This is a genomic window from Pseudomonas sp. PICF141 (genome assembly GCF_002286815.1).
In the GTDB taxonomy this organism is placed as follows: domain Bacteria; phylum Pseudomonadota; class Gammaproteobacteria; order Pseudomonadales; family Pseudomonadaceae; genus Aquipseudomonas.
Window position 1 is genome coordinate 61306 of the sequence record NZ_MUNM01000066.1, and the last position, 23094, is coordinate 84399.

19 protein-coding genes are annotated in these 23094 nt (G+C 59.9%); all 19 read right to left on the bottom strand.

The features are described 5' to 3' along the window. Positions 1-3: 3 nt before the first annotated feature. A complete protein-coding gene (locus BZL43_RS18525; protein WP_095633636.1) occupies positions 4-2040 on the bottom strand; it encodes a type VI secretion system tip protein VgrG in 2037 nt (678 codons plus the stop codon). A 28-nt stretch (positions 2041-2068) separates the two neighbouring features. Next, positions 2069-3085 (bottom strand): serine/threonine-protein kinase, encoded by a 1017-nt coding sequence (locus tag BZL43_RS18530; protein ID WP_168185109.1) that lies wholly within the window; start codon positions 3083-3085, stop codon positions 2069-2071. Continuing rightward, entirely contained in the window at positions 3082-3810 is a 729-nt protein-coding gene (locus BZL43_RS18535) for a PP2C family serine/threonine-protein phosphatase (RefSeq protein WP_095633637.1), read from the bottom strand. Before BZL43_RS18535 ends, BZL43_RS18530 begins: the two co-directional genes overlap by 4 nt. Further along, on the bottom strand, positions 3810-7334 hold the full coding sequence (tssM, locus tag BZL43_RS18540) for a type VI secretion system membrane subunit TssM (protein ID WP_095633638.1): 3525 nt from the start codon (positions 7332-7334) through the stop codon (positions 3810-3812). The genes BZL43_RS18535 and tssM overlap by 1 nt, the downstream gene beginning before the upstream one ends. A 13-nt stretch (positions 7335-7347) precedes the next feature. Continuing rightward, positions 7348-8223 (bottom strand): type IVB secretion system protein IcmH/DotU, encoded by an 876-nt coding sequence (gene icmH / locus BZL43_RS18545; RefSeq protein WP_095633639.1) that lies wholly within the window; start codon positions 8221-8223, stop codon positions 7348-7350. A 5-nt stretch (positions 8224-8228) separates the two neighbouring features. After that, on the bottom strand, positions 8229-9560 hold the full coding sequence (tssK, locus tag BZL43_RS18550) for a type VI secretion system baseplate subunit TssK (protein ID WP_095633640.1): 1332 nt from the start codon (positions 9558-9560) through the stop codon (positions 8229-8231). Positions 9561-9562: 2 nt separating this feature from the next. After that, on the bottom strand, positions 9563-10063 hold the full coding sequence (tssJ, locus tag BZL43_RS18555; RefSeq protein ID WP_095633641.1) for a type VI secretion system lipoprotein TssJ: 501 nt from the start codon (positions 10061-10063) through the stop codon (positions 9563-9565). 5 nt (positions 10064-10068) lie between these two features. Then, positions 10069-11265 (bottom strand): type VI secretion system-associated FHA domain protein TagH, encoded by a 1197-nt coding sequence (tagH, locus tag BZL43_RS18560; RefSeq protein ID WP_095633642.1) that lies wholly within the window; start codon positions 11263-11265, stop codon positions 10069-10071. Between the two features lie 17 nt (positions 11266-11282). Further along, positions 11283-11423 carry a hypothetical protein gene (locus BZL43_RS18565; RefSeq protein WP_007894589.1) on the bottom strand — a complete coding sequence of 47 codons (141 nt, stop codon included), beginning with the start codon at positions 11421-11423 and terminating at the stop codon, positions 11283-11285. Positions 11424-11693: 270 nt separating this feature from the next. After that, entirely contained in the window at positions 11694-13214 is a 1521-nt protein-coding gene (locus BZL43_RS18570) for a sigma-54-dependent Fis family transcriptional regulator (protein WP_095633643.1), read from the bottom strand. Positions 13215-13224: 10 nt separating this feature from the next. Further along, entirely contained in the window at positions 13225-15879 is a 2655-nt protein-coding gene (gene tssH / locus BZL43_RS18575; RefSeq protein WP_095633644.1) for a type VI secretion system ATPase TssH, read from the bottom strand. 13 nt (positions 15880-15892) lie between these two features. After that, positions 15893-16900, bottom strand: a complete 1008-nt coding sequence (tssG, locus tag BZL43_RS18580) for a type VI secretion system baseplate subunit TssG (RefSeq protein ID WP_095633645.1) — start codon at positions 16898-16900, stop codon at positions 15893-15895. Continuing rightward, positions 16864-18651: a type VI secretion system baseplate subunit TssF gene (tssF, locus tag BZL43_RS18585; RefSeq protein WP_095633646.1), complete on the bottom strand. Its 1788-nt coding sequence runs from the start codon at positions 18649-18651 to the stop codon at positions 16864-16866. The genes tssG and tssF overlap by 37 nt, the downstream gene beginning before the upstream one ends. A gap of 124 nt (positions 18652-18775) precedes the next feature. Continuing rightward, a complete protein-coding gene (locus BZL43_RS18590) occupies positions 18776-19213 on the bottom strand; it encodes a hypothetical protein (protein WP_095633647.1) in 438 nt (145 codons plus the stop codon). After that, positions 19213-19605 carry a hypothetical protein gene (locus BZL43_RS18595; protein ID WP_143517878.1) on the bottom strand — a complete coding sequence of 131 codons (393 nt, stop codon included), beginning with the start codon at positions 19603-19605 and terminating at the stop codon, positions 19213-19215. Before BZL43_RS18595 ends, BZL43_RS18590 begins: the two co-directional genes overlap by 1 nt. 33 nt (positions 19606-19638) lie before the next feature. Beyond that, complete coding sequence (locus tag BZL43_RS18600) at positions 19639-20568, bottom strand: DUF6402 family protein (RefSeq protein WP_095633649.1); 930 nt, start codon at positions 20566-20568, stop codon at positions 19639-19641. 67 nt (positions 20569-20635) lie between these two features. Further along, positions 20636-21160, bottom strand: coding sequence for a PAAR domain-containing protein (locus BZL43_RS18605; protein ID WP_095633650.1), 525 nt, complete (start codon positions 21158-21160; stop codon positions 20636-20638). 10 nt (positions 21161-21170) lie between these two features. After that, positions 21171-21578 (bottom strand): type VI secretion system baseplate subunit TssE, encoded by a 408-nt coding sequence (gene tssE, locus BZL43_RS18610; protein WP_007894554.1) that lies wholly within the window; start codon positions 21576-21578, stop codon positions 21171-21173. 12 nt (positions 21579-21590) lie between these two features. Beyond that, complete coding sequence (gene tssC, locus BZL43_RS18615; RefSeq protein ID WP_019580436.1) at positions 21591-23066, bottom strand: type VI secretion system contractile sheath large subunit; 1476 nt, start codon at positions 23064-23066, stop codon at positions 21591-21593. Positions 23067-23094: the final 28 nt, after the last annotated feature.

The window sequence follows — 23094 nt, forward strand, 5'->3', positions numbered from 1 at the left end:
CGATCACTCAGAAAACACAAAAAAAGCCTTCGGCTTAACCTGCTCAGGCACCACATTCCCCAACGCCTGTTCCATCAAACTCCCCGCCTTATCCTTATCCGCCGCCCCCGGTAGCACCGGCGGCTTAATCCCAATCCCAGTCCCACTCCCCGCCGAACCACCGGCATTAATCTTCACCACCGGCCCAACAACCGTCACCCCACCCGCATCGAGCTTGATAAAACTCCCACCGGCCTTAACCGTGAGCTCCATCCCGGCTTCGATGACGATTTTGTCCCCAGCCTTAAGGTGAATCTCTTTCCCCGCACTGGTCAGCTGCGCAGTCCCAAGCTTGATGTGCTGGTTCTGCCCAACAGTCAGGTGATCATCCACCCGCACTTCACTCTTGCGATCAGCAATCGTGGTGCGATGCTCTTCAGCCTTCAGCTCGGTGTAGGTGTTCTTCTCCACGGTGTCGTGGCGTTCATTCCCCACCCGAATCTTCTGGTGGTGCTCAATGTTTTCATCCCAATCCCGCTGGGCATGGATGAAGATCTGCTCGGCCCCTTTCTTGTCTTCAATCCGCAGTTCGTTGAACCCGCCGCCTCCCGGTGAGCTGAGGGTTTTGAATACGGTGCGGGTTTTGTTTGCGGGCAGGTCGTAGGGGACGAGGTTTTCCTTGTGGTACAGGCAACCGGTCACCAACGGTTGATCAGGATCCCCTTCGAGGAAGGTGACTAGCACTTCCATGCCGATGCGCGGGATGGCGATGGCGCCGTAGCGGTCGCCGGCCCAACTGGAGGAGACGCGCATCCAGCAGCTGGTTTTGTCGTCGGCGAGGCCTTCGCGGTCCCAGTGGAATTGCACTTTGATACGGCCGTATGGGTCGCAGTGGATTTCTTCGCCTTTGGGGCCGGTGACCATGGCGGTCTGGCTGCCGAGAACGCGGGGTTTCGGGTGTTGTAGCGCGGGGCGGTAGAAGACGTTCCACGGGGTGGCGAGGAATCGGTTGCGGTAGCCCTGGTGGAAGTCGTCTTTGTTGTTGGTGGTGTCGCTGGTCACGGACTCTTCGAGCACTTGCGGCTGTTTGCCTTCGTGGACGATTTCGGTGAGTAGCCAGAGGTCGTTCCACTCGGTGCGCGGATGGTCGGACATTTCCAGAAAGTGGCCGCTGGCGAGGGTGGTCTGGTCGCCGTGGCCTTCGGCTTGCTGGTAGTCGGCGCGGTGGCGTTCGAGGGCGCGTTGGCTGAGGAATTTGCCACGGGCGCGGTCGAGGAAGCGGCCGGGGTAGTCGTAGTCTTCCAGGTCCGGTTCGGTGCTTTCGCCGTCGGGTTTGTACGCAGCTTCGAGTCGCAGGTTGGGCTTTTCGAAGTCGTAGTCGCGGCGGGTGACACGGCCGGTGCGGGTTTCCAGGCGCAGTTTGAAGCCTTTGATCACCGGTTCGTCGGCGACCATGCCGCTGCCTTGGACATAAGCCGTTGGCTGGCCGAGTTTGGGGAACACGGTCTGGTCGTCGCCGAACACCAGCAGGTGGGCTTTTTCGCTGTGCTGGAAGTGGTAGTGAATGCCTTCTTCTTCACACAGGCGCTGGACGAAGTGCAGATCGGTTTCGTCGTATTGCACGCAGTAGTCGCGGTCCGGGCACGGCTGGCTCAACTGAAATTTGTAGGCGTTGCCCTTGATGCCGTGTTCTTCGAGGATCAGCGCGATGATTTTCGGCGCCGACATCTGCTGGTAGATGCGCTGGTTGGTGCGGTGATGCAGGTATTGCAGGTGCGGCACCAGGGAGACTTTGTAGCGGGTCAGGCGCCTGCCGGCATCGCCTTGGGCAACGCGGTAGATCTGGCCGTGGATGCCACTGCCTTTCGGGTCGAATGCGAGGAACGCCTGCTTGTGCAGGAGCTTTTCCAGGTCCAGGTCAGGGTTTTCGCTGACCAGTTCCAGGTCGAAGCGATACGGCTGGCTGATGCCTTCGGTGCCGGTGAACGACAGCACTTGCAGGTCGCCCACATAGTCTTCAACGGTCAGGCTGAAGTGCGTTTCGTTAGCTGGGTTGAACATGGCTTGCTCCCTGTTCGGTAGTCATCCGTTACGCCCGCAGTCGCAGGCGTTGCAGCAAAGACGAAGTGACGCCCAGGGCGTCACGCAATTGGGCGGCGGTGATGGTGCGCTTGGCCGCATCGAAAGCCAGCGCCGTTCGCAGGGCTGGCCAGCAGTGTTTCGGCAGGTTTCGGGGTGCGTGCAGCTCGCGTTCGAGGTGCCCGTCGCGGGCCTCGGTCGAGGGCAAGCGGCGGAACGGGTGTTTGCCGCCCGCCAATTCGTAGATCACGCAGGCCACGCCGTACACGTCTGCGCTGGCCGACAACGGTTGGCCCTCAAGCAGTTCAGGGGCAGCGTAGCCAGGGGTCCAGGCGTTGAAGCGGTTGCGGCTCAGGTGCGGCAAGCCGGGCAAGATGCCCTCTTGCGCTTGGCCAAGGCCGAAGTCGAACAGGCGAACGCCGTCTTCGCTGAGCATCACGTTGCTTGGTTTCATGTCGCCGTGCAGCACGCCGCGCGCATGGGCGTAGGCCAGCGCGTCGAGCAGCGGTAGCGCGATGTCACGCAGTTCTTTCCACGGCAGGCCCAGGGGCCGCTCGCAGAGTAATTTGTCCAGGGTTAGCCCACGCATGAGTTCCATGGTGATGAAGGCGCGCTGGCAGTCGGTGTCCACTTCAAAGGTGTGCGGTCGCAGCACGTTGTTGTGGCGCAGTCGTCGGGTCAGGGCGAACTCGCTGTAGAGCAAGGCACTGGCGTCCGGCGATTCGGCAAATTCTTCGCTGAGTATTTTCAGCGCGATGTAAGGATCGGGATCGCCGAACTGTTCGCTCAGCAAGTCCCGTGCGCGGTAAACCGCACCCATGCCACCGGCACCGAGCAGGCGCTCGATACGGTAACGCCCCGCCAGCACGTCCGGCAGTTCGCCGATACTGGCCCGGGTGGGCGCCAGCACAGGATCGGCCTGATGCGGCTTTCCGTTTAGAGGCGTGGCGAAGGCGAAGTAAGTCAGGTTATTGGCTTCTTCTTCGGTCACCAGCAGGTCGTCGATCGGTGGCATGAGTTCAGTCATTGGCGGATCACCACGGCGGTCAGGTTGTCCCGGGCCGAGCCACGCAGAGCGCCGTCGAACAGACGCTCCAGCGCAACGTGCGGCGCGGTCAGGCTGAGCGCGTTGCCCAGGGCATCGCTGCTCAGTCCTTGGTACAAACCGTCGCTGCACAACAGAAACGCATCGCCGGGATAGACCTCGAGCTCCAACACATCCAGGGTCAGTTGCTCGGCAGCGCCGACCGCACGGGTCAAGGCATGGGCGGCAGGATGAGCCTGGGCTTGCTCGACGCTCATGTTCTGCTCGTCGATCAATTGCTGTTGCAGCGAATGGTCCTTGGACAGCTGATACAAACGCTGGCCACGCCACAAGTAGCAGCGGCTGTCGCCGGCCCAGATGCAGGCCGCGCGATTGCCTTCCACCAGCAGCGCCACCACGGTGCTGCCCATGATGCTGTCGTGGCGCCCGGCGGTGACGGTCAATTCCTGACCCAAGCGGCGGTTGAGCCAGTGCAGGCACTGGCGAATCCCTTTGAGGCGTTCGTCGAAGTCGTCCTTCACAGGCAACTCCGCCAGGCTGGCGACGATCAACTGGCTGGCGATGTCGCCGCCCTGATGACCGCCCATACCGTCCGCGACCACCCACAGCCCCTGCTGTGGACAGTCGAGGAAAGCATCTTCGTTGCGCGCCCGAACCTTGCCCGGATCGGTACGCGCAGCGCTGCGCCAGGGGCTGGCAACCAGCATCAGAGCTGCACCGGCATACGGAAAGTACGCAGCACGCCCATGTCGAACGGGTTCGGCGTGCGCTGGCTCGACAGCAAGTAGTTGGCGCGCAGGCCGCCCACATCAGCTTTCAGCACCAGCACGTCGCGACCGGTCAGGTACTCGGTCTGCATCAGGTCGAACAGACGGAACAGCGACCATGGGCCGGTGTTCTTCTCGATGCCGATCGGGCGGCCAACCATTTTGTCCAGGACCAGACTGGTGCGACCGTCTTCAGCGTCGGTCGGCCATTTGAAGGACACCGGCACGATCGGGCCGTGACGGTATTCAATGGTCTTGTCGCCAAACTTGAACTCGGAACGGCTGACGGCCGGGTCGAGGGTGTACGGCTCCAGTTTGAACTGCACTTGCGGCTCGGCCGGGTTGATCGAGAAGAAGCTCTGGCGGATCACTTGGGCCGCGGCCATCTGGTCGAGGTAGACCTTGGAGATCGGCATGCTATGACCGTCAATGCTGCGCAGGCGGTAGTTGCCTGGATCGCCACTCACGAACGGACGCATGTAGTTGTCGAAGAAGCGATCGGCAATGCCTTGGGCCTTGAAGAACTCGCGGAAGTCGCTGATCGCAACGTCGCTGGTGCTGTGGGCGCTGAACGGGTAACGCTTGTTGATTGCCTTGCCGTAAAAGCTGTACAGCTCGCTCTGATAACGCTGGTTCAGGTACTGGTAGGAATCGTTGAGCACCAGACGCCAGGTGTCTTCGGCCAGCACGTTGAACCACACGCTCACAGGGCGTGGCAGACGGTTCGAGGCATTGCGCAAGTTGCTCAGCGCATCACGCTGGCCGCTCATGCGGGTCTTGGCCATTTCGAACGCAGCCTGCTCCGGCGCGCTGGCACGGGCCAGGCTCGACAGTTGCAGTTGCAGGTCGTTGAGTGCTGTCAGTGCCGGGGTCAAATCAGCGGCCGGGCCGTTGTTGTCATCCAGCAATCGGTGCAGCGGTTCGAAGCGCCGTTGCAGGGATTTTTTTGCGGTGTCTGGCAAGGTCTTCGCGATGTCCGACGCTTTGTCCGCGGCGGCCGCAGCCAGTTTGCCCAACTTGCCGCCCTTCTCGTCCAGTTTGTCAGCCGCCTCGGCAGCTTCATCGGCGCTGTCTGCAATGACCTGGAAACGGGTGTTCTCGCGCACTTCCACCAGCAGTTGCAGCACCGGCGAGTTGGCCGACGTCAGGCCCGCCAGTTGCTCGGCGCCTTCACCGGCGTCGTTGATCGGTGGCAAGGCCACCTGGCCGACCGCTTCGCTCCAGAAGTTGGCGTAGTCGCGAAAGTACAGCTGCTCCAGTTCGACCATCAGGCGACGCAAGTCCATGCCGCTGATGCCCGAGCCTTCGCCCAGCACCCAGTTGTCCCGCAGGATGTCGGTAACCAGCGCAGTGCCCTGGACCGAGAAGTACTGCTGATAACCCTGTTGGGTGTAGAACCCCGGGATCACGTAATCGGTGCCGACAAACAACGCACCTTGGGGGCCCAGGTGTTGGCTGAAGCGGTAGTCCGGCAGATTGCGAGCCTGCTCGCGCAGCATCCGGTAAACCACGTTAGCCAGCGACTCGCTGCGCAAAACCTGGCGCGCCTGCGCCACCAGTTGATCGTTCAGCGGGTAGATAAACGGCTGCTTGAGCAAGCGCTCGAAGTGGGTGTTCAAGCCGTTCTGCACCGCGGTGTTGCCGGCGTAGCGCAGGGACCAGTCATTCGCGACCCAATCCTTGAGCCACGTAGCATCGCGGCGATCTTTCATGTTCAGCATCAGGTACGCACGCAGGCTGTTGAGCAGGCGTTCGCGGTCCTTCATGTTGGCGCGGATCTGCCCTTCCAGCAGGGTCGCAACCCGTGGCAACAGTTGCGCTTCAAGCTCACGCTCGTAGGCGCTCATGACCACTGGATTGGCGTCTTCGCCTTGGTACAGGCCACCGCGTTCGTGGTACGACACGTCACCTTTGTTCGGAAAGACCTGGGTTGCCGCATAGCGGGTGTCGAGGGTCTTGAGCGCCGCCATGGCGTCATCACGAGCGGTCAGGGCCGAGCGTTGCTGATTCCAGGTTTGCGCCAGTGAGCGCAGGTTTTCCAGACGCTCATAGTTGGCCGAGAAACCGCCCGCCCACAGCATGCCGAACAGCGCCAGCGCCGCCAGTGCGCCCACGTACAGGGCGCGCTGGCCCCAATGGATGCGGCTGCGCTCGCGTTTGTCCAGACCGGCCAGATCGGCCTCGGGGAAAATCACCCGGCTGAGCAAATGGTGAATGAACCGCGAACGGCCGCTGCGCAGGGTCGGCAGCATGCCAGCGTTCATGCCCAGGTTAGCGCCGATGCTGGCGGTGGTCTGGTCCATCTCTTGAGTCAGGTGCGGCGCGCTGATCAGGTAGAAGCCGCGCAACTGGCTGACACGCTGGTAGCGGTTGCCGGTGAACGCCAGGTCGACGAACAGGCACAGGCGCTCGCCGATCTGCCCCAGTTGATGCGGAAAGTCGAGGATGCGGCCACGGCGCTGGGTGTCGCGCTCCTGGTGCATGCGCATGATCACCTGGCTGTTCAGGCGACGCAGCAGCTCTTCGAACTCGGCGCGCAGCACGGCAACATCAGTGCCGCTCTGCTCTTTGCGGAAGCTGGTACCGAGCACCTGATCGCTTTCTTCGCGGGTCAGCTGATCGAAGAATTCGTCGAAACCAAGCAGGCGATCGGCCTTGCTCAACACCAGATAGATCGGCACGTCGACGTGCAGTTTTTGATGCACGTCTTGCAGGCGCGCACGCACCTGGCGGGCCAGGGTCTCGAGATCTTGCTCGGTATTGCCCAGCAGCATTTCCACCGGAATGGCCACCAGCACCCCGTTCAGCGGGCGGTTACGCCGACGCTTGCGCAGCAGGTCGAGCAAGGTGCTCCAGGCGCTGCCATCGACTTCGGCATCCGGCTGGGTCAGGTAACGGCCGGCGGTGTCGATCAGCACGCCGTGGTCGGCGAAATACCAGTCGCAATGCCGCGTGCCGCGAGTGTCGCGGGTGAGTTTGCGGTCGATCTTGTTGATCGGAAACTCAAGACCCGAGAAATCCAGCAGGCTGGTCTTGCCACTGCCCTGCGGGCCGATCAGCAAGTACCACGGCAAATCACTGCGCCAGCGCTCGCTGCGACCGCGATACAGGCTCGAAGTCTTCAGGGTTTTCAACGCATCCTTGAAGCGTACGCGAAGCTCTTTCTGCTCTTCGTCGATCAGCTCTTCGCGGCGGATACGGTCCTGGCCATCTTCGGTCTCTTCGATGGCCTTCTTGCGCACACCGGCGCGCCAGCTGACGAAGACCATGGTCAGGCCCCAGACCAGGAACAGCACACTGATGGTCAGCAGGCGGGAGGTCGAACCTTCCCAGAACTTGTAGTCATTGACCGCCAGCAGCGGCCCGACGAACCACACCAGCAGCGCGACGAACAGCACCAACAGCAGGGTCCAGACCCAGGTCTGGCGCAGGAAAGCGCCGACTTTCTTGAAAAACTTTTTCATCACACGTCCCTGTTTACGGCTGCGACTGCGGCTGAACCGCGGCCGGATCTAGCTGCTGATAAGGTTGCAGAACGGTTTCGCGTTGCTCGCCCAACACCCAGGCGAAGCCCGAATACATCACCACCAGGCAAACCATAGTGAACAGCACCACCATCCACGCCGGCACGATGCGCACCAGGCTGCGGCGCTGATCGTTCAAGCCTTCCCAATGCGGCGACAGCTCACGCGGCACGTCGCCGCGCAGCTGACGGATCTGCCGATACAAGGCGTCGCGGATGCCTTCGAGCTCAAGCATGCCGCGGGCTTGCACCCGGTACTTGCCTTCAAAACCGAGGGACAGGCACAGGTACATCAGTTCCAGCATCGGCAGGTGCTTGACCGGGTTTTTCGACAGGCGATCCAGTAGCTGGAAGAACTTCTCGCCGCCGAACGTTTCGTTGTGGAAGCTGCTGAGCAAGCTCATCTGCGACCACTCGCTTTCGTTGCCCCACGGCGTGGTGACGACGCCTTCATCGACCACGGTGCAAAGCACGTAACGTGCGGCCATCACCTGGCTGCTTTCAGCGCCGTTGTGCAGCGCCCGCACTTCAAACAGCTTCAGCCCGGCGGTCAGTCGCTCGTTGAGCGCATACAGGTCTTCGCGGGTGTCGCTGTGCTTGAGTCGCACCACTTCCGACAGCAAGTCGGACGCCGCGGCCACCAGCGAATTGAGGCTGATGTTGAACGCTTCGGCCGGGCGCAAACGCGCGGCATAGATCATCCGTTCTTCCAGCTGTTCGAAACGCGGTGGTGCAGCGAAGTCAGTCAACGGACTCGACGCCGGGCCATGGCCCTGACGGTCGAGCAGGACGGTTTTGTCGTCCTGGTTGTGTTCCATGTCCTTGATCATGTCGGTCAGTTCCTGATGGCCCAGAATTTCAGTTCAAGCTCGGCAAATTCGCCGGACACGTGGAACGCGAAGCCGCCGGAGCGCTCCAGTTGCGCCAGGTCTTCGGAACTGAGTTCGAGGATGAAATAGGTTTTGTTGGAGTGGAACGCGATCTGCCGCGGGGCCACCGGCAACGGTTTGACCTTGATGCCCGGCAGATGCAGGTTGACCAGTTGGCGAATACGCTCCACCGGCCCGACCTTGAGGTGCGCCGGCAAGCGATGGCGCAGTTCTTCGGAGTCGCAGTTGGCACTGGCCGCGAGCACGAACGAGGCCGAGCCCAGCAGTTTGTGGTCGTGCAAGGGCGACACGATGATTCCGTACTGACGCGCCTGCAGCACCAGTTCGATAGCGTGCTGTTCGAGCACCATCGACAGCACCTGACGAATCGCTTCCATCAGTTTGCGGAAACTCGCGCCCTGATCACTGTGCTGATAACGGCTGTCCAGACGCGGGCGTTTGCTCTCGCTGGAAAATGTCGCCAGATCGCCAAGCATGGTCAGCAGCGTGCGGTACAACTCTTCCGGGTGCACCTGTTCCAGGCCGAGGTAATGGCGCAGCAACAGTTCGGTGCGGTTGATCAGTTGCAGCATCATGAAGTCACCGACTTCCGCGCCACCGACCTTGCCGTTGGAGCGAATCCGGTCGGCGATGGTATCGCCCCGGTGGCCGAGCATGCTGATCACTTCCTTGAGGCACGACAGCAGGTAGCTGGACGAATGCGCCTGAAGGTAGGTCGGCACGAAATCCGGATCGAGGCTGATCACGCCGTCGGGCGTGGTATCGAGCACTTCGCAGATTTTCAGCTTCACGTAGGCCTGGTCGCTTTGCTGCTCACCCAGCAACAAACGGAAATCCGGACGGGCGCAACTGACCTGGCTTGCAGAGTCGTCACCGGCATTGGAGTCGGCAACTTCCGCTTCGTACGCGGTATAGCGCGCCAGCACATCGGATTGCTCCGGGCGGCGAGACTCGATGTGGTTACCGGTCACCAGTGGCAGCGCCAGATAAATCGGTGTGTTGCCGGTGTTCGGCGGCACATCCAGGGCCAACGGTTCGGTGTTGCCACCCAGCTCGAACAGGCTGCCGTCCGGCAGAATCCCCGAGGCCTGGCTGATCACCAGTTTGCCCATGTTGAGGAACTGCAAGTCGATTTCCAGGTTGAGGAAGCCCCAGGTGTAACTGCCCAGCAACTGGGTGCGGGTCTTCATCTGGTGGTCGTAGTAACGATCGTTGTGCTGGAAGTGCTGCGGTCGCAGCAGCATGCCTTCCTGCCAAATGACTTTATGGGCATTCATGTTCAGTCATCCGCCTTGGCGAGCGTTTCATGGGTATTGCGGATGCCGGCCTGATCGAGGGTCAGGTCAGCCACGGTGACTTCCAGCGCAGTGGTTTGCAGGGTGTAGCGCCATTTGGTTTCCGGCAGGTCGCGATAGGCCGCGAGCACGCCGACATAACGGCTGCCCTCCTCCACGCTGAGCTTGAGCTCGATGGTTTCACCGGGGCGCAATTCGAGTTCTTCGCTGGCCACCAGGTCCGGTGCCAGGGATTCCTTGGCACGTTCGTAGAGGCTGAAGAAATCAGCGTTCTCGAACGTTACCGGGTGCTTGAGCTCCAACAGGCGCACGACAATCGGCGACGGACGACCGTTGAGGTCCGGGTTCAACTGATCGCTGGCCGTCAGCTTCAGGTTGAGTTTGGTCACGGTGGAATACGGCGACAGCGACGAGCAACCGGCCACCAGCACGAGGGCAGCCAGCGCAGTCAGCGTCTTGAAAAAAGCGGTCGAGCAGCGAGACATGCGCATCATCCTTGGTGGTCGGTGTGTAGGGTGGAAATCAGCCGTATCTGCTCTTCGTAGGCCTGGGCGAAATCACGGGCCAGCAAACGCTCGCTCCAGTCATCATCCTGACGCAAGGCCTGGTGATAGCGCCCGTACGCTCTCCAGCGACTGCCTGAGGTGGCGAGCAACGGCTTGTTGTCGCGCTCGAAGCGCAGGGTCAGCTGTTGCGGCGAGAAATGCTCCAGGGTGCCGCGAACGGCGGCGCGACTGGCGGTCAGCAACGCGACCTGATGCGCCTGCAAATCACGGAACGCACGGGAGATCGCTTGTTCGGCCGGCAACTGACCCGGCTTGTTGCCCTGCAACAGAATGCCCAGCGCTTCGCCGGCATCGACGGCAAATTTCAGTGGGTTCTTGTTAGTGCCTTGCACGGTGGTTTGAGCCAGGCGCAGTTCGTTTTTCAGTTCGCTGCGGGTGCGCAGGCTCTGCTGCAAACCGCCAATGCTTTGCTTGAGCAGGCGTGCGGCATTCAGTGCCAGGGCTTCGCGGGCATCGTGATCGAGGCCTTTGAGGTCTACGCCCAACGCCGCACCGAAGTGCTCCCAGAAACCTTCGCTCTGACGCTCGACCGCTTTGGGCGGGGACGCTGGCGCAGGTTCTGCCGGGGCCGCGATCAGCTCCGGGACCATCAGGCTTTCCATGTCGATGCGCGCGTAGTCGGCGCGTTGACGGGTGTCTTCGATGGTTGTGCTCGGGGCGATCAACTCATCGATTTCCGAGTACACACGCTCTTGCTGGTCGAGGGCGTTCAGAGGGTCGAGGTCGAGGAAGGCATCGTCCGGAATGATGCTGCCCGCCGCTTGCGGACGGCCGGCTTCAACGTCGAACGTCGCCGGGTCGCGCACCAGTCGCGCACGGATCTCGAAGTCACCCAACACGTACACGCTGCCATGCTCGATGCGCATCGGCTCGCCTTTGCGCAGGCGCGCGCCGCTTTCGCTGTCCTGGATACCGTTGCTGCTGGTGTCGGTCAGGAAAAACGTGCCTTCGCGGTAGCTGATCAACGCGTGATGGTTGGACAGGTGACGCTTGCGGTCGGGGATGATCCAGTCGCAATCCTCGCCTCGGCCAATCACGCCACCGGCCTGTTTGAAGGTCTTCTGGCACAAATCCGTGGGCACGAACTGCTTGGTGTTCAGCATTTCGAAAACCAGTTCCATGGTGATACTCCTTGCGGTCACTTGCCGCGATTGACCGCCTGCGGATCACCCAATGGGCGATAGGTGTTGTCGTTGTATTTGTAATTGCCGCTACAGCCGCCGAGGCCGCATAGAACGACGAGGGTCAGCAGGACGGCTTGCCAGTGACGAACAGGCATCAGAGGGTCTCCAGGGGTAGACAAAGCACAAAGCGCCGACCCGTTCGGGCAGCGCTGTTAGAAGCGAATGAGGTGATCTGTGGCGAGGGGGCTTGCCCCCGTTGGGTCGCGAAGCGGCCCCAAAACCAGCCATCCTGTTTATTCAGGCAAACCGCACTTAACGGACTACGACTGCTGCGCAGCCGAACGGGGGCAAGCCCCCTCGCCACAGGAATTGCGCTGGCCACAACAGGCATTCCAACCACAGTGTTTGGGTGGCAAAAGTTATGGTCAGCCATCGAAGTCACCCAAATTGATATTCAGGCGCCCGAGGCGGTACAGCAGCGTGCGCCGGGGCAGTCCGAGTTCGCGGGCGGCGAGGGTCTGGTTGCCGTCGTTCTTGCGCAGGCAATCAAGGAGCAGACTGCGTTCGACCTGTTCCAGGCGTTCGCGCAGATTCAGGCCGCTGCTGTCCTCCGGCATGGCTTCCATGCGCAGGGAAAAATGCTCGGCCAGCAACTCACCGCCTTCGCACAGCAAGACCGCGCGTTCGACCAAACCCTTGAGTTCGCGAACGTTGCCGGGGAAGGCATAACCGGACAAATGATCCAGCGCCGCGTCGGACCATCGCACCGCATCGCGTTGCAGAAACGCACAGGCCTTGTCGGCGAAATGTCGGGCCAGGTCGAGGATGTCGCCTTCGCGCTGACGCAAGGCCGGCAACTCGATCGGGAATTGCGCCAGGCGGTAGTACAAGTCCTCGCGGAATTTGCCTTCACTGACCAGCACCGCCAAATCCCGGTGTGTGGCGGCGATGATGCGCACGTCGATCTTGTGGGTGTCGTTGGAACCCAATGGGCGGATCTCGCCTTCCTGCAACACGCGCAACAGCTTGGCTTGCAGGGACAACGGCATATCGCCGATTTCATCGAGCAACAAAGTGCCGCCATTGGCCGCATCGAACAGCCCGGCACGGTCGCGGTCGGCACCGGTGAAAGCGCCTTTGCGGTAGCCGAACAGCTCGCTTTCCAGCAGATTCTCGGGGAACGCCGCGCAGTTCTGCACGATGAACGCCTGAGAACGTCGCGGGCCGCAATCGTGAATCGCCCGCGCCACCACTTCCTTGCCGGTGCCGGTCTCGCCACGCAGCAGCACGGTGTACGGGCTGTGCAAAACTTTGCTGATCAGCGAATAGGTCTGACGCATCGCTGCGCTTTTGCCGATCAGGCCATAACCGCTGGCGCTTGGAACATTGACCGGTGCAGGTACTGCATTGCCGCTCGGTTGCCGCAAACGTTGCAGCAAGTGCAACTGGCCGAGGACGAACGAGCCCAATTGACCAAGGGAATCGGCAAAGCCTTGCAGGTTGATATGCCGATGACTGGCACACAGCAGCAAGCCTTCGACAGCTTTTTGCTGATTGACCAACGGCACGCACAACAGCGACTGCCAGGGCGTGGCTTGCAGCGGCAGGAAACTGGTTTCGTGCAGGCTGCCGCTCAGCTCGCTGAGGCACACCACGCGGTTCTGGCACAGAGCGAATTGCAGCAGTTGTTCACCGTTGTAATCCGCCGGCAGGCTCGCCGCTTCCCGAGGTTGCAAGATGCCGTTCAGGCACTCGGCGTTCATCCCCAGGCAGGTATGGGTCGCATCCAGCAGGTACAGCTGCGTCAGCTCGCAACCGCTGAGCTCGGCCAAACCGCGCACGAAGTCACCCAGCAGCGCAGCACCGTCCGCCGCCCGCGACAGGCTGGCGAACTGCGCCAGCAAGGCTTCGGCATAGATCAGCGGTTGCGGCACTTGAGTGAACATCACACCCACCTCAGGCGAACTCGCACATCACGCTGGCGTTACCGTCGAGCGTTGCGTGAACACGCTTGAGGCTTTCGCCGGTGGCCATCGCATCGAGCAAACGGTCGGCCACCAGCGGCAGCACGTGCAGATCCAGCAAGTGGTCGATCAGGCGTGCGCCGCTATCGCTTTGGGTGCAGCGCTCGGCCAGGTGATCGACGAGGTCCTGGGAGTAAGTGAAGTCGAGCTGACGACGGTTCAGGCGCTCGCCCAAACGACCCAGTTTGATTTCGATCAGCTCGCGCAGCACCGGGCCACCGACCGGGTAGTAAGGCACCACGCGCATCCGTGCCAGCAGCGCCGGTTTGAAGTGCTTGCTGAGCACCGGGCGAATGGTTTCTTCCAGGACTTCGGCGGTGGGCCGCGCACCGTTTTCGCAGAGTTGGCTGATGCGGTCGCTGCCCAGGTTCGAGGTCATCAGGATCAGCGTGTTGCGGAAGTCGATCTCGCGCCCTTCCCCATCGTTGGCCACGCCTTTGTCGAAGATTTGGTAGAACAGGTTGAGCACGTCCGGGTCGGCTTTCTCGACTTCATCGAGCAACACCACCGAATACGGTTTCTGCCGCACGGCTTCGGTGAGCATGCCGCCCTCGCCGTAACCGACGTAGCCTGGCGGCGCACCGATCAGGCGCGAGACGGTGTGCTTCTCCTGGAACTCGGACATGTTGATGGTGGTGATGAAGCGGTCGCCGCCGTACAGCAAATCAGCGAGGGCCAGTGCGGTTTCGGTTTTACCAACGCCGCTCGGGCCGACCAGCAGGAACACGCCAACCGGTGCATCAGGCTTGTTCAGGCCTGCGGCGGTGGCGCGCATCGAACGGTCGAGGGCATGAACCGCTTGCTCCTGACCACGAATGCGCGTGCGCAGGTCGGTGGCGAAACTCGCAACTTTGGCGTTGTGTTCACGGGCCAGTTGCGCCAACGGCACGCCGGTCCAGGCACTGATCACTTCGGCCACCAGGCGCGGGCAGACTTCGAAACTCACCAGACGCTCTTTGACCTGGGCATCGGTCAGGGCGCGGTGGGTTTCATTGAGTGCGGCTTCCAGCGACTCGACGCTTTGCGCTTCGTCCACGGTCGCTTCAACGGTATCAATCACGGTGCCTTCAGCGTCGTCTTCAACCGTGATGGTCGGTTCGACAGCGGCGGCCTCGCGGGCCTTGGCCAGTTGCTGACGCAGCTCCAGCAGGCGCTCGGCCAGCTCTTTCTGCTCGGTCCACAGCGTTTCCAGAGCGACCTTTTCATCTTCAGCATCGGCCAGGCGATCTTCCAGAGCGTCCAGCGCTTCGTGATCGATCAGCAAACCAGCTTCAGCGTCACGGCGCAGGGCCTGACGCTGACGGCCACCTTCGGCCAGTTCGCCACGCAGGCGTTCCAGGCTTTCCGGAGCCGCGGCGAGGCTGATACGCACGCGGGCGCACGCAGTGTCGAGCACGTCGACAGCTTTGTCTGGCAACTGACGACCCGCCAGGTAACGGGCCGACAACTCGGCCGCTGCAACCACCGCGTCATCGCGCAGGTAGATGCCGTGGCTCTTCTCATAAACCTGGGCCAGGCCACGCAGGATGGTCACCGCTTCGCTGACGGTCGGTTCGTGCAGTTGCACCGGCTGGAAGCGACGGGCCAGGGCCGGGTCTTTCTCGAAGTATTTTTTGTACTCCGCCCAGGTGGTGGCGGCGATGGTGCGCAACTCGCCACGGGCCAAGGCCGGTTTCAACAGGTTCGCCGCGTCGGAGCCGCCGGCATTGCCGCCCGCGCCGATCAGGGTGTGGGCTTCGTCGATGAACAGGATGATCGGTTTCGGCGAAGCTTTGACTTCGTCGATCACGCCTTTGAGGCGACGTTCGAATTCACCTTTGACGCTGGCACCGGCCTGCAACAGACCCATGTCCAGCGACAGCAACTCGACGCCTTTCAAGACTTGCGGCACTTCACCGGCCGCAATGCGCGAGGCCAGGCCTTCGACGATCGCGGTTTTGCCAACGCCGGCTTCACCGACCACGATCGGGTTGTTCTTGCGCCGACGGGCGAGGATGTCGACCATCTGTCGAATCGCGCCATCGCGGCACAACACCGGGTCGAGTTTGCCGTCGCGGGCTTGTTGGGTCAGGTTGTGGGTGAAGCGCTGCAGCAGCGATTCGCCGGGCACAGCGGGCTTACCGGTAGCCGGTTGCTCTTTCTGCGACAGGGCGAATTCTTTCAGGCGCTCGATGTTCAGCTTGGCCAGCAACGACTGGTAACGGCTGCCCGCATAGCGCATCGGGTTGCGCAACAACGCGAGGATCAACGCGGCTTGCTCGACCTGGCTCTGGCCCAGTTCGAGGTTGGCCACCAGCAAGGCGTCTTGCAGCCACTGCACCAGTTCCGGGGCGAACACCGGGTTGCGCGAGGCGCTGTGCTCGACCCGTGATTGCAGCGCGGCGCTCAGCTCGCCGGCGTCCACTTCGGCATCCTGCAACGCGCGGGCGAGCAGGCCTTGCGGGCGTTCCAGCAAGCCCAGCAGCAAGTCTTCGACGAGGATCTTGCTGCCGCCACGGGCGACGCAGCGTTCGGCAGAACTTTCCAGGTCACGACGGGTTTCGGCGTCCAGCGCCTGGATCAGTTGTTGCAGGTCTACGTTGATCATGTGTCATCTGTCCTTAATGAATTTTGCTGCCCAGGGTCACCACGCCATCCGCTTTTTCGCGGCCCAGCCAACTGGTCCACCCCAGGCGACAGGCGTTCTGCTCACCGATGCGCAGTTCGCGGATTTCTTCCTGGCGCAGCACCAGGCGAATGTCGTAATCGAGCGGGTCACGCAGGGTGAACCGCACCAGCGCACACAGCGGCTGGTAGCCGAAACCGATCGGCAGGAATTCGTGAAAGCGTTGCCAGTCGAGCTCGCGGATGTGAATGCGGAATTTGCCGCTGCGATCGCGCACGTGCTCGCCCAGCACCAGGTCTTCGCCGAGCATGCTATTGGCGCGGCCCAGGCGATTGCGCTGCTCGTCGAGGATCTCGACGCGGCGCTCGATGCACTGCTCGATGGTCAGTTCGGCGTGCTTGAAGTAATAGCGCAGCACCGCTTCGATCAGCGCCGCCGAGTGCGCTCGCAAGCTGAGCAGGCCGAGGTATGGCAGCAGGCGTTTCCAGTTCAGTTCCTGGGCCTTGCGGATCTCTTCGCCACCGAGGCCGATCAACGCAAACAGCTGCGCCGAAAACGGATCGAGCGCGCCGCTCTGGAAGCTGGCGCGGTAGCGGTACTTGCGCCAGATCGGCAGCATCAGCCGTTGCAGGCGATGGTGGAACAGGTCGAGGAAATTGCGGGTCGGGTTGCCGTCTTCGCTGTCGCCCAGGGCCTGTTCGCCGTAGAACGCCGGCAACGGCGAACCGGAACCGACCAGGCCGATCAGGTTGAAACGCAGGCGCGCGCGCATCTGCCCGTGCTCTTCGAAAAACTCCACGCGATCGACGTCGCTGCCAGGGAAACCCAGGCTCGGGTTGGCCTGGAATTCCAGCTGGTCGTACAGGTCGTCTTCGCTCAGGCAGGGGTGCGCCTCGCGCAGCCGGTCAATCACCAGCAGCACGGCCTGAAACAGCGAGTACTCGCGTATAACCCGGGTCAACCCGCTTAAAGCAGGGGTTGCAGACCCATACGTGGTGTCCATTGGTACACCTCTCCCTGTGTGCTTTTTACCCGCAACTCGTGATACGAATTGAGGCTGGCGTAAAGCGCGAAAAACTCGTTAAGAACCGAAGCAAACACGAACAGGTCGCCCTCGCCGATATACCCTTCCGGGTCGATGGTCAGCTCGGTGCGCAATCCGCGAACCGGCAATCCTCGGTGCAATCTGTCGACGTGCTGGTGCTTGATCGACTTGAGCCCGCCCAGCAGGCGCTTGCTGACTTTTTCTGCGTGTTGGTCGTAGTAGCGCGGCAGGTCGTAGGTTTCGAGAATCACCTTCAGCGCATTGACGTCGGCCAGCGACAGATAGTTGAGCGACATGTTGCTGATCAGCTTCCAGAGGAAGTCGCGGTTCAGCGGTGGCGCGAAGCTCGAAGTGGCCGGCGTGATGTTGCGAAAGCTCAAAAACTCCGGGGTTTCTTCGCAGGCCTTGCAGATGTCACCGAGCTTGAGCTTGCGCGGCAGGTTCTGGTTGGTGCACATCAGCTCGATCGACAGGGTTTCGTGGGCTTCGGTGTGACGGATGCCGAAGCTCAGGTAGGTGTCGAGGCCGCCGTGCAACAAGGACGAACGCTGGCGAATGCTGTAATGCGGACGGCTGGTGGGCACATCGAAACTCGGGTCGTGCTCGAAGGATTCGAACGGCACGTACGCTTGATAACCGAGGCCTCCGGGCTTCCAGCCAGTCACGGTTTCCACCGAGAACACACCGCAGTTTTCCAGATCGTATTCAGCCGGCAGCAGCAGGTATTCGTCCTGCTTGCCGTCGAGGCGAATCGGCAGCGCATCGTGTTTGAACAGGTTAACGATCGGCGTGCAGTAGAGCTTCACGTTGTCCAGCGTCGGACGCATGCGCATGATGCCGCTCTTGCGAATGTCGAAACGCAATTCGAGGCCGCGCATTTGCTTGAGCGTGTCCTCCGGCAATGCCTTGAGCAGGTCCAGACCGTTGATATCGACGAACAGGAACTTGTCCTGGAAGGCGAAATATTCCTGCAGGTAGCGGTAGCCGCGGAAGGTGTTCAGCGGATAGGGGATCAACGCTTCTTCTTCGGCAAAACCCACCGGCTGCACGCGGTCGCCCGGCATCTTGAACGCCATCGGCTGACCGCTCACACCGTTGACAGGCTTGCCGGCGCCGTCCAGCGGAATCAGCTCGATGCCTTCAAGGTTGCGCAACAGGCTCAGGTAAAGCATCTGGCTGATATAGCGCTCACCGGCGAAGTGCAGGCGCAGACGACTCAGCTCCAGTTCGCCGAGATGGCCATCGGCGCTCATCTCCAGGCGCAGGCTCAATAGCGAACCGTCGCCCTTCACCGAGTAATTCAGCGCGGCCAGATCCAGCGGCAACACCTCGGTCGGGTAGCACGTACGGAAACGGCAACGCACGTCATCGACCGGCACGCTCTCCACCGGCGTATCACGCTCGACCATCAATGCCGGCCCGGAACGCTTCAACGGGTCGAACTGCAAGATGCTGAACGCCGGCAGCGGCCGCATGTAGTTGGGCCACAGCAGGTGCATCAGCGAGTGGCTCAGCTCCGGCAACTCGTCGTCGAGCTTCTGGCGCAGGCGACCGGTGAGGAATGCAAAGCCCTCCAGCAACCGCTCCACATCCGGATCCCGCCCGGCTTGCCCGAGGAAAGGCGCCAACGCCGGGCTACGCTCGGCGAAACGACGACCTAACTGGCGAAGTGCGGTGAGTTCGCTTTGGTAGTAGTGGTTAAAGGACATGGGTTAGCTGCCTGGTAGTGGAACTCATGAAAAACTGCCCTGTGTATTACGCTCAATGCCCGACTGGATCATTGGATGGCGCCTGCAGGTTGGCTTGGCCTGGCGTAACGGCTTATGCGGGGGCTCAATTTTCAAGATGTACATAAGGGGTATTACTGATAAACATATTTAGCCAATGCGACTCCCACTGGGGCATGGCGATATCGAAAGTTTTTTGGGCTCGATTAAAATATATCCACGCAATGCCGACAGTGGAGTCATCTTCAGTCACCCTCATATCCAGCGATTGAGTGTCATACAAAGGTGTACGGTAAACCTCTTGTGGATGTTGCCTATCGATTACTCTCAAGTAAGCCATTCCACCAAGCGTGAAAATCTTCCCAACCCTTACGTTTTCCAAAATATACCGACCGGAAGGACTGACTACTGTTGAACTGGCTGGATAGTTTCGCATCGTAGTGACAACAAAAAACAACAACACAGATAGCGTCACGAGCAACACTGCCATTCGGCAGGTGTATTTCCTGTACTTATTAAAAAACAAATCACTTAACTCGGCCATTATTTTTCACTCTCACTCGATGGCTCTACAACGTACGGTGTATTACTCACAAAATAATTCATCCTGTAGTCTTCCCATCGCTGAGCATGAAAAATGAATTTTTTCTCGGAGGTCAGAAATTCGACATTAGGAATACTTAACTTCCCCGTAGCTTCATTTACCTGCATTTCCAGAAGCCTCGTTGGGTATAGCGGGCTTCGATAGGTATACTTAGGCGCGTCTTGATCCGTAATTCGCAGATAGGAAAGGGCTTCTCCGGAAAACAAGGAAGGAAAGGGTACACGCTCCACGATGTACTGCCTTGAATAACTCAATTCGATAATATCTGGACGCCGCTGAGACAGATTATCGACAAACGAATAAAAAGATAACACCCCGACCATCAGGGACATTAGTAACATCAGACATGTAATTACCGAACGCATTTACTCGACTACCTTGATCAGAGTAGGCGTTACACCTTCATACAGTACGTCGGAGTACACAATAAAATCTCCACCTTTGCCGTGCTTTGTTCGGTAGTCGGAAAAATCACTATTTTGTATCAGGTGATAACGTTTGCCGTCGATATCCTTGAATATGGCCTGCACGTCTTCGCCACGCAATGCGGCAGTTCTGGCCATTTCTGCCTTCCCTATTGCCGAAAAAAAATTTGAGCCATTTCCTGTTACTGGATCTGCTACACCATCATAGTTCCAATACCCTAAAGGCTGACTGAATCGGTTACCTACATCGCTAAAATCGTAACTATCATCGATATAGAACCCTAAACGATTCACCAAAAAACTGATTTTTCTTGAAGCGAGAATAACTTCGCCCTCAGCAATCACTCTCATATTGAAGTTCGCAAGGGCGCCTCTAAGTTCATCCAGCAGAAAAATATTGGCGTTTGGCGTCTGAACAGCAATTGTATTGGTATATCCAAACTTCTCGGCTTCTCTAGCGCTTGTAAATTTTATTTTGTAGGCACCGTCGACCTTGCCTTCAAACTTACCCTGGAAATTCTCGCGCATTCTAACCAATGCATTTGGACTGTTCCATTTTGCCTTTAACTCACTGAATACTTCATTGGCGCGCTTAAATTTTAAGACCCAAGCCATTTTAACAATTGAGCTTTCTACATACGGATCCAGCGGTTCTTTTTTATGATCTTTGGTAAGTTCATCCATCCCACCATCTTCAGTTGCCCATGGATTGCCTTTAAACCAATAGCGCATCAATCCGGCAGCTACTGGCCAGTTCATCTTATCCATCGCCCCAGGGATGTCCGAAACTCCAAATTTACGCACAGTTGCCGTCTGCCCGGTCTTATTGCTCGCCGGCGAAAGTGTTGCAGTCACTGTTGTATTTGCCATGTCAACATCCCTGTCATTTTTGCTCGCCTACCCTGCCACTTACAGGGTGAGGAGCTATTGTGCATTCTCAGGCGATCGCCACTTTTGTTTGCTGTTCAATAATCAGCTCAACGGGCTCGGCAATGTCCGAGTGGATCATCTTTGTCTTGCCATCGGCACCAGTAACACCGGTCACAATTTTTCCGGAGGCCGTCTTCAGCGTGTACTCGATTCCGGACAGCGGCTTTCCAGTGTCCTGACAGTTGATTACGAAATGTTCGTTAAATGGCCAACTGAGTTCCACCGGCAACGGCGGCACAAACGGCGCCGGCGAATGCGAATTCCCGATAATCACCGTCCCGGACCCGGCCGTAACCTTGTTGCCATGAGTACCGGCTGAGCCCACAGTCGCCGCCGGTTTACCATTGATCAAAACAGTCGTCGCAAGGTCGCCAACCATCGCACCACCACACGCCGAGGCATCGCCTTGGCGGGCGGCCGCGAGGCCGTCGAAGAACACGTCGCCGGAACCGGCGGCGATCGGATTGGTGCCGTGGCCGGGGAGCGGGCAAGCGGTGGGGTCGGATACGCGTGCTGCGGGTTTGCCGGACATCGGAGTCTCCTTAGTTGACCTTCACTTGACCGCTGCCATCCAGGCGCGCGGCGAAACTGACCTGGCGCTTGAAACCATCAACTTCCAGCAGGCCTTCGATGCTGAAGGACAGGCGAAGCTGATCGTTGTCACGCGGCAGGGAGATGACACGCACATTGCTCAGGCGTGGCTCGTAGGCTTCGATGAAATTTTCGATGGCCAAACGGGCCTGACTCAGGGAGTCGTGCAGGCTCAGGCGCATGTCATTGAGATCGGGTAGCCCGTAATCGGACAGCGTTTGCACGCTGCCCGCACGGGTGCTGAGCATCTTGGCCAGATGGGCAGCCACGGACGCCATGGCGGAGACCTCGCGGCTCCAGCCGACGCGTTTGTCTGCGTCGCCACCCAGGCGTTCGAAAAGGCTGCCGTATCCAGTCATGAGTCGCTCCGCTTACTCTTTGTCCAGCTTGCCAACCAGCGACAGGGTGAAATCGGCACCCATGTATTTGAAGTGCGGGCGCACGTTCAGGCTGACGCGGTACCAGCCCGGCTCGCCTTCGACATCGCTGACGATGATCTGGGCGGCACGCAGTGGACGACGGCCACGGACTTCGGCGCTCGGGTTTTCCTGGTCGGCCACGTACTGGCGGATCCACTTGTTGAGTTCCAGCTCGAGGTCGGTACGTTCTTTCCACGAACCGAGTTGCTCGCGCTGCAGCACTTTCAAGTAATGAGCCAGGCGGTTGACGATCATCATGTACGGCAGTTGGGTGCCGAGTTTGTAGTTCAGCTCTGCGGCCTTGCCTTCTGCGCTGATGCCAAAGAACTTCGGTTTCTGCACCGAGCTTGCGGAGAAGAACGCCGCGTTGTCAGAGCCTTTGCGCATGGTCAGGGAGATGAAGCCTTCCTCGGCCAGTTCGTATTCACGACGGTCGCTGACCAATACTTCGGTCGGAATCTTGGTTTCGATTTCGCCCATGCTTTCGAAGTGGTGCAACGGCAGGTCTTCAACCGCGCCACCGCTCTGCGGGCCGATGATGTTCGGGCACCAGCGGAATTTGGCGAAGCTGTCGGTCAGCTTGGTGCCGAACGCGTAGGCCGTGTTGCCCCACAGGTAGTGCTCGTGGCTGTTGGCGACGGTTTCTTTGTACACGAACGACTTGACCGGGTTTTCTTCCGGGTCGTACGGGTTACGCAGCAGGAAACGCGGCACGGTCAGGCCCACGTAACGGGAGTCTTCCGACTGGCGGAAGCTCTGCCATTTGGCGAATTGCGGGCCTTCGAAGTGATCTTTCAGATCTTTCAAGTCCGGCAGGCCGGTGAAGCTTTCCAGGCCGAAGAATTTCGGGCCGGCGGCCGCAATGAACGGCGCGTGGGACATGCAGGCTACGCTGGACACGTACTGCATCAGTTTCACGTCCGGCGAGCTTGGAGACATGTAGTAGTTGGCGATGATCGCGCCCACCGGCTGACCACCGAACTGACCGTATTCAGCGGTGTAGATGTGCTTGTACAGGCCCGATTGCATCACTTCCGGCGAATCTTCGAAGTCGTCCAGCAGGTCGTCCTTGGAGACGTTGAGGATTTCGATCTTGATGTTTTCGCGGAAGTTGGTGCGGTCGACCAACAACTGCAGGCCACGCCACGACGATTCCAGGGACTGGAAGTCCGGGTGGTGGAGGATTTCATCCATCTGACGGCTGAGCTTGGCATCGATCTCGGCGATCATGCGGTCGACCATGGCCTTCTTGACCGGTTCACCGTTGTTCTGCGGCTTGAGCAGCTCTTCGATGAACGCCGACACACCGCGCTTGGCGATGTCATAGGCTTCGTCGTCTGGTGTCAGGCGGGTTTCGGCGATGATGCTGTCGAGAATGCTGTATTCGCCATTCTCGTTGCTCTTTTGCTGTGCTGCGCTAGTGCTCATTGTGTTGGCTTCCTTGACTGATAAAGAC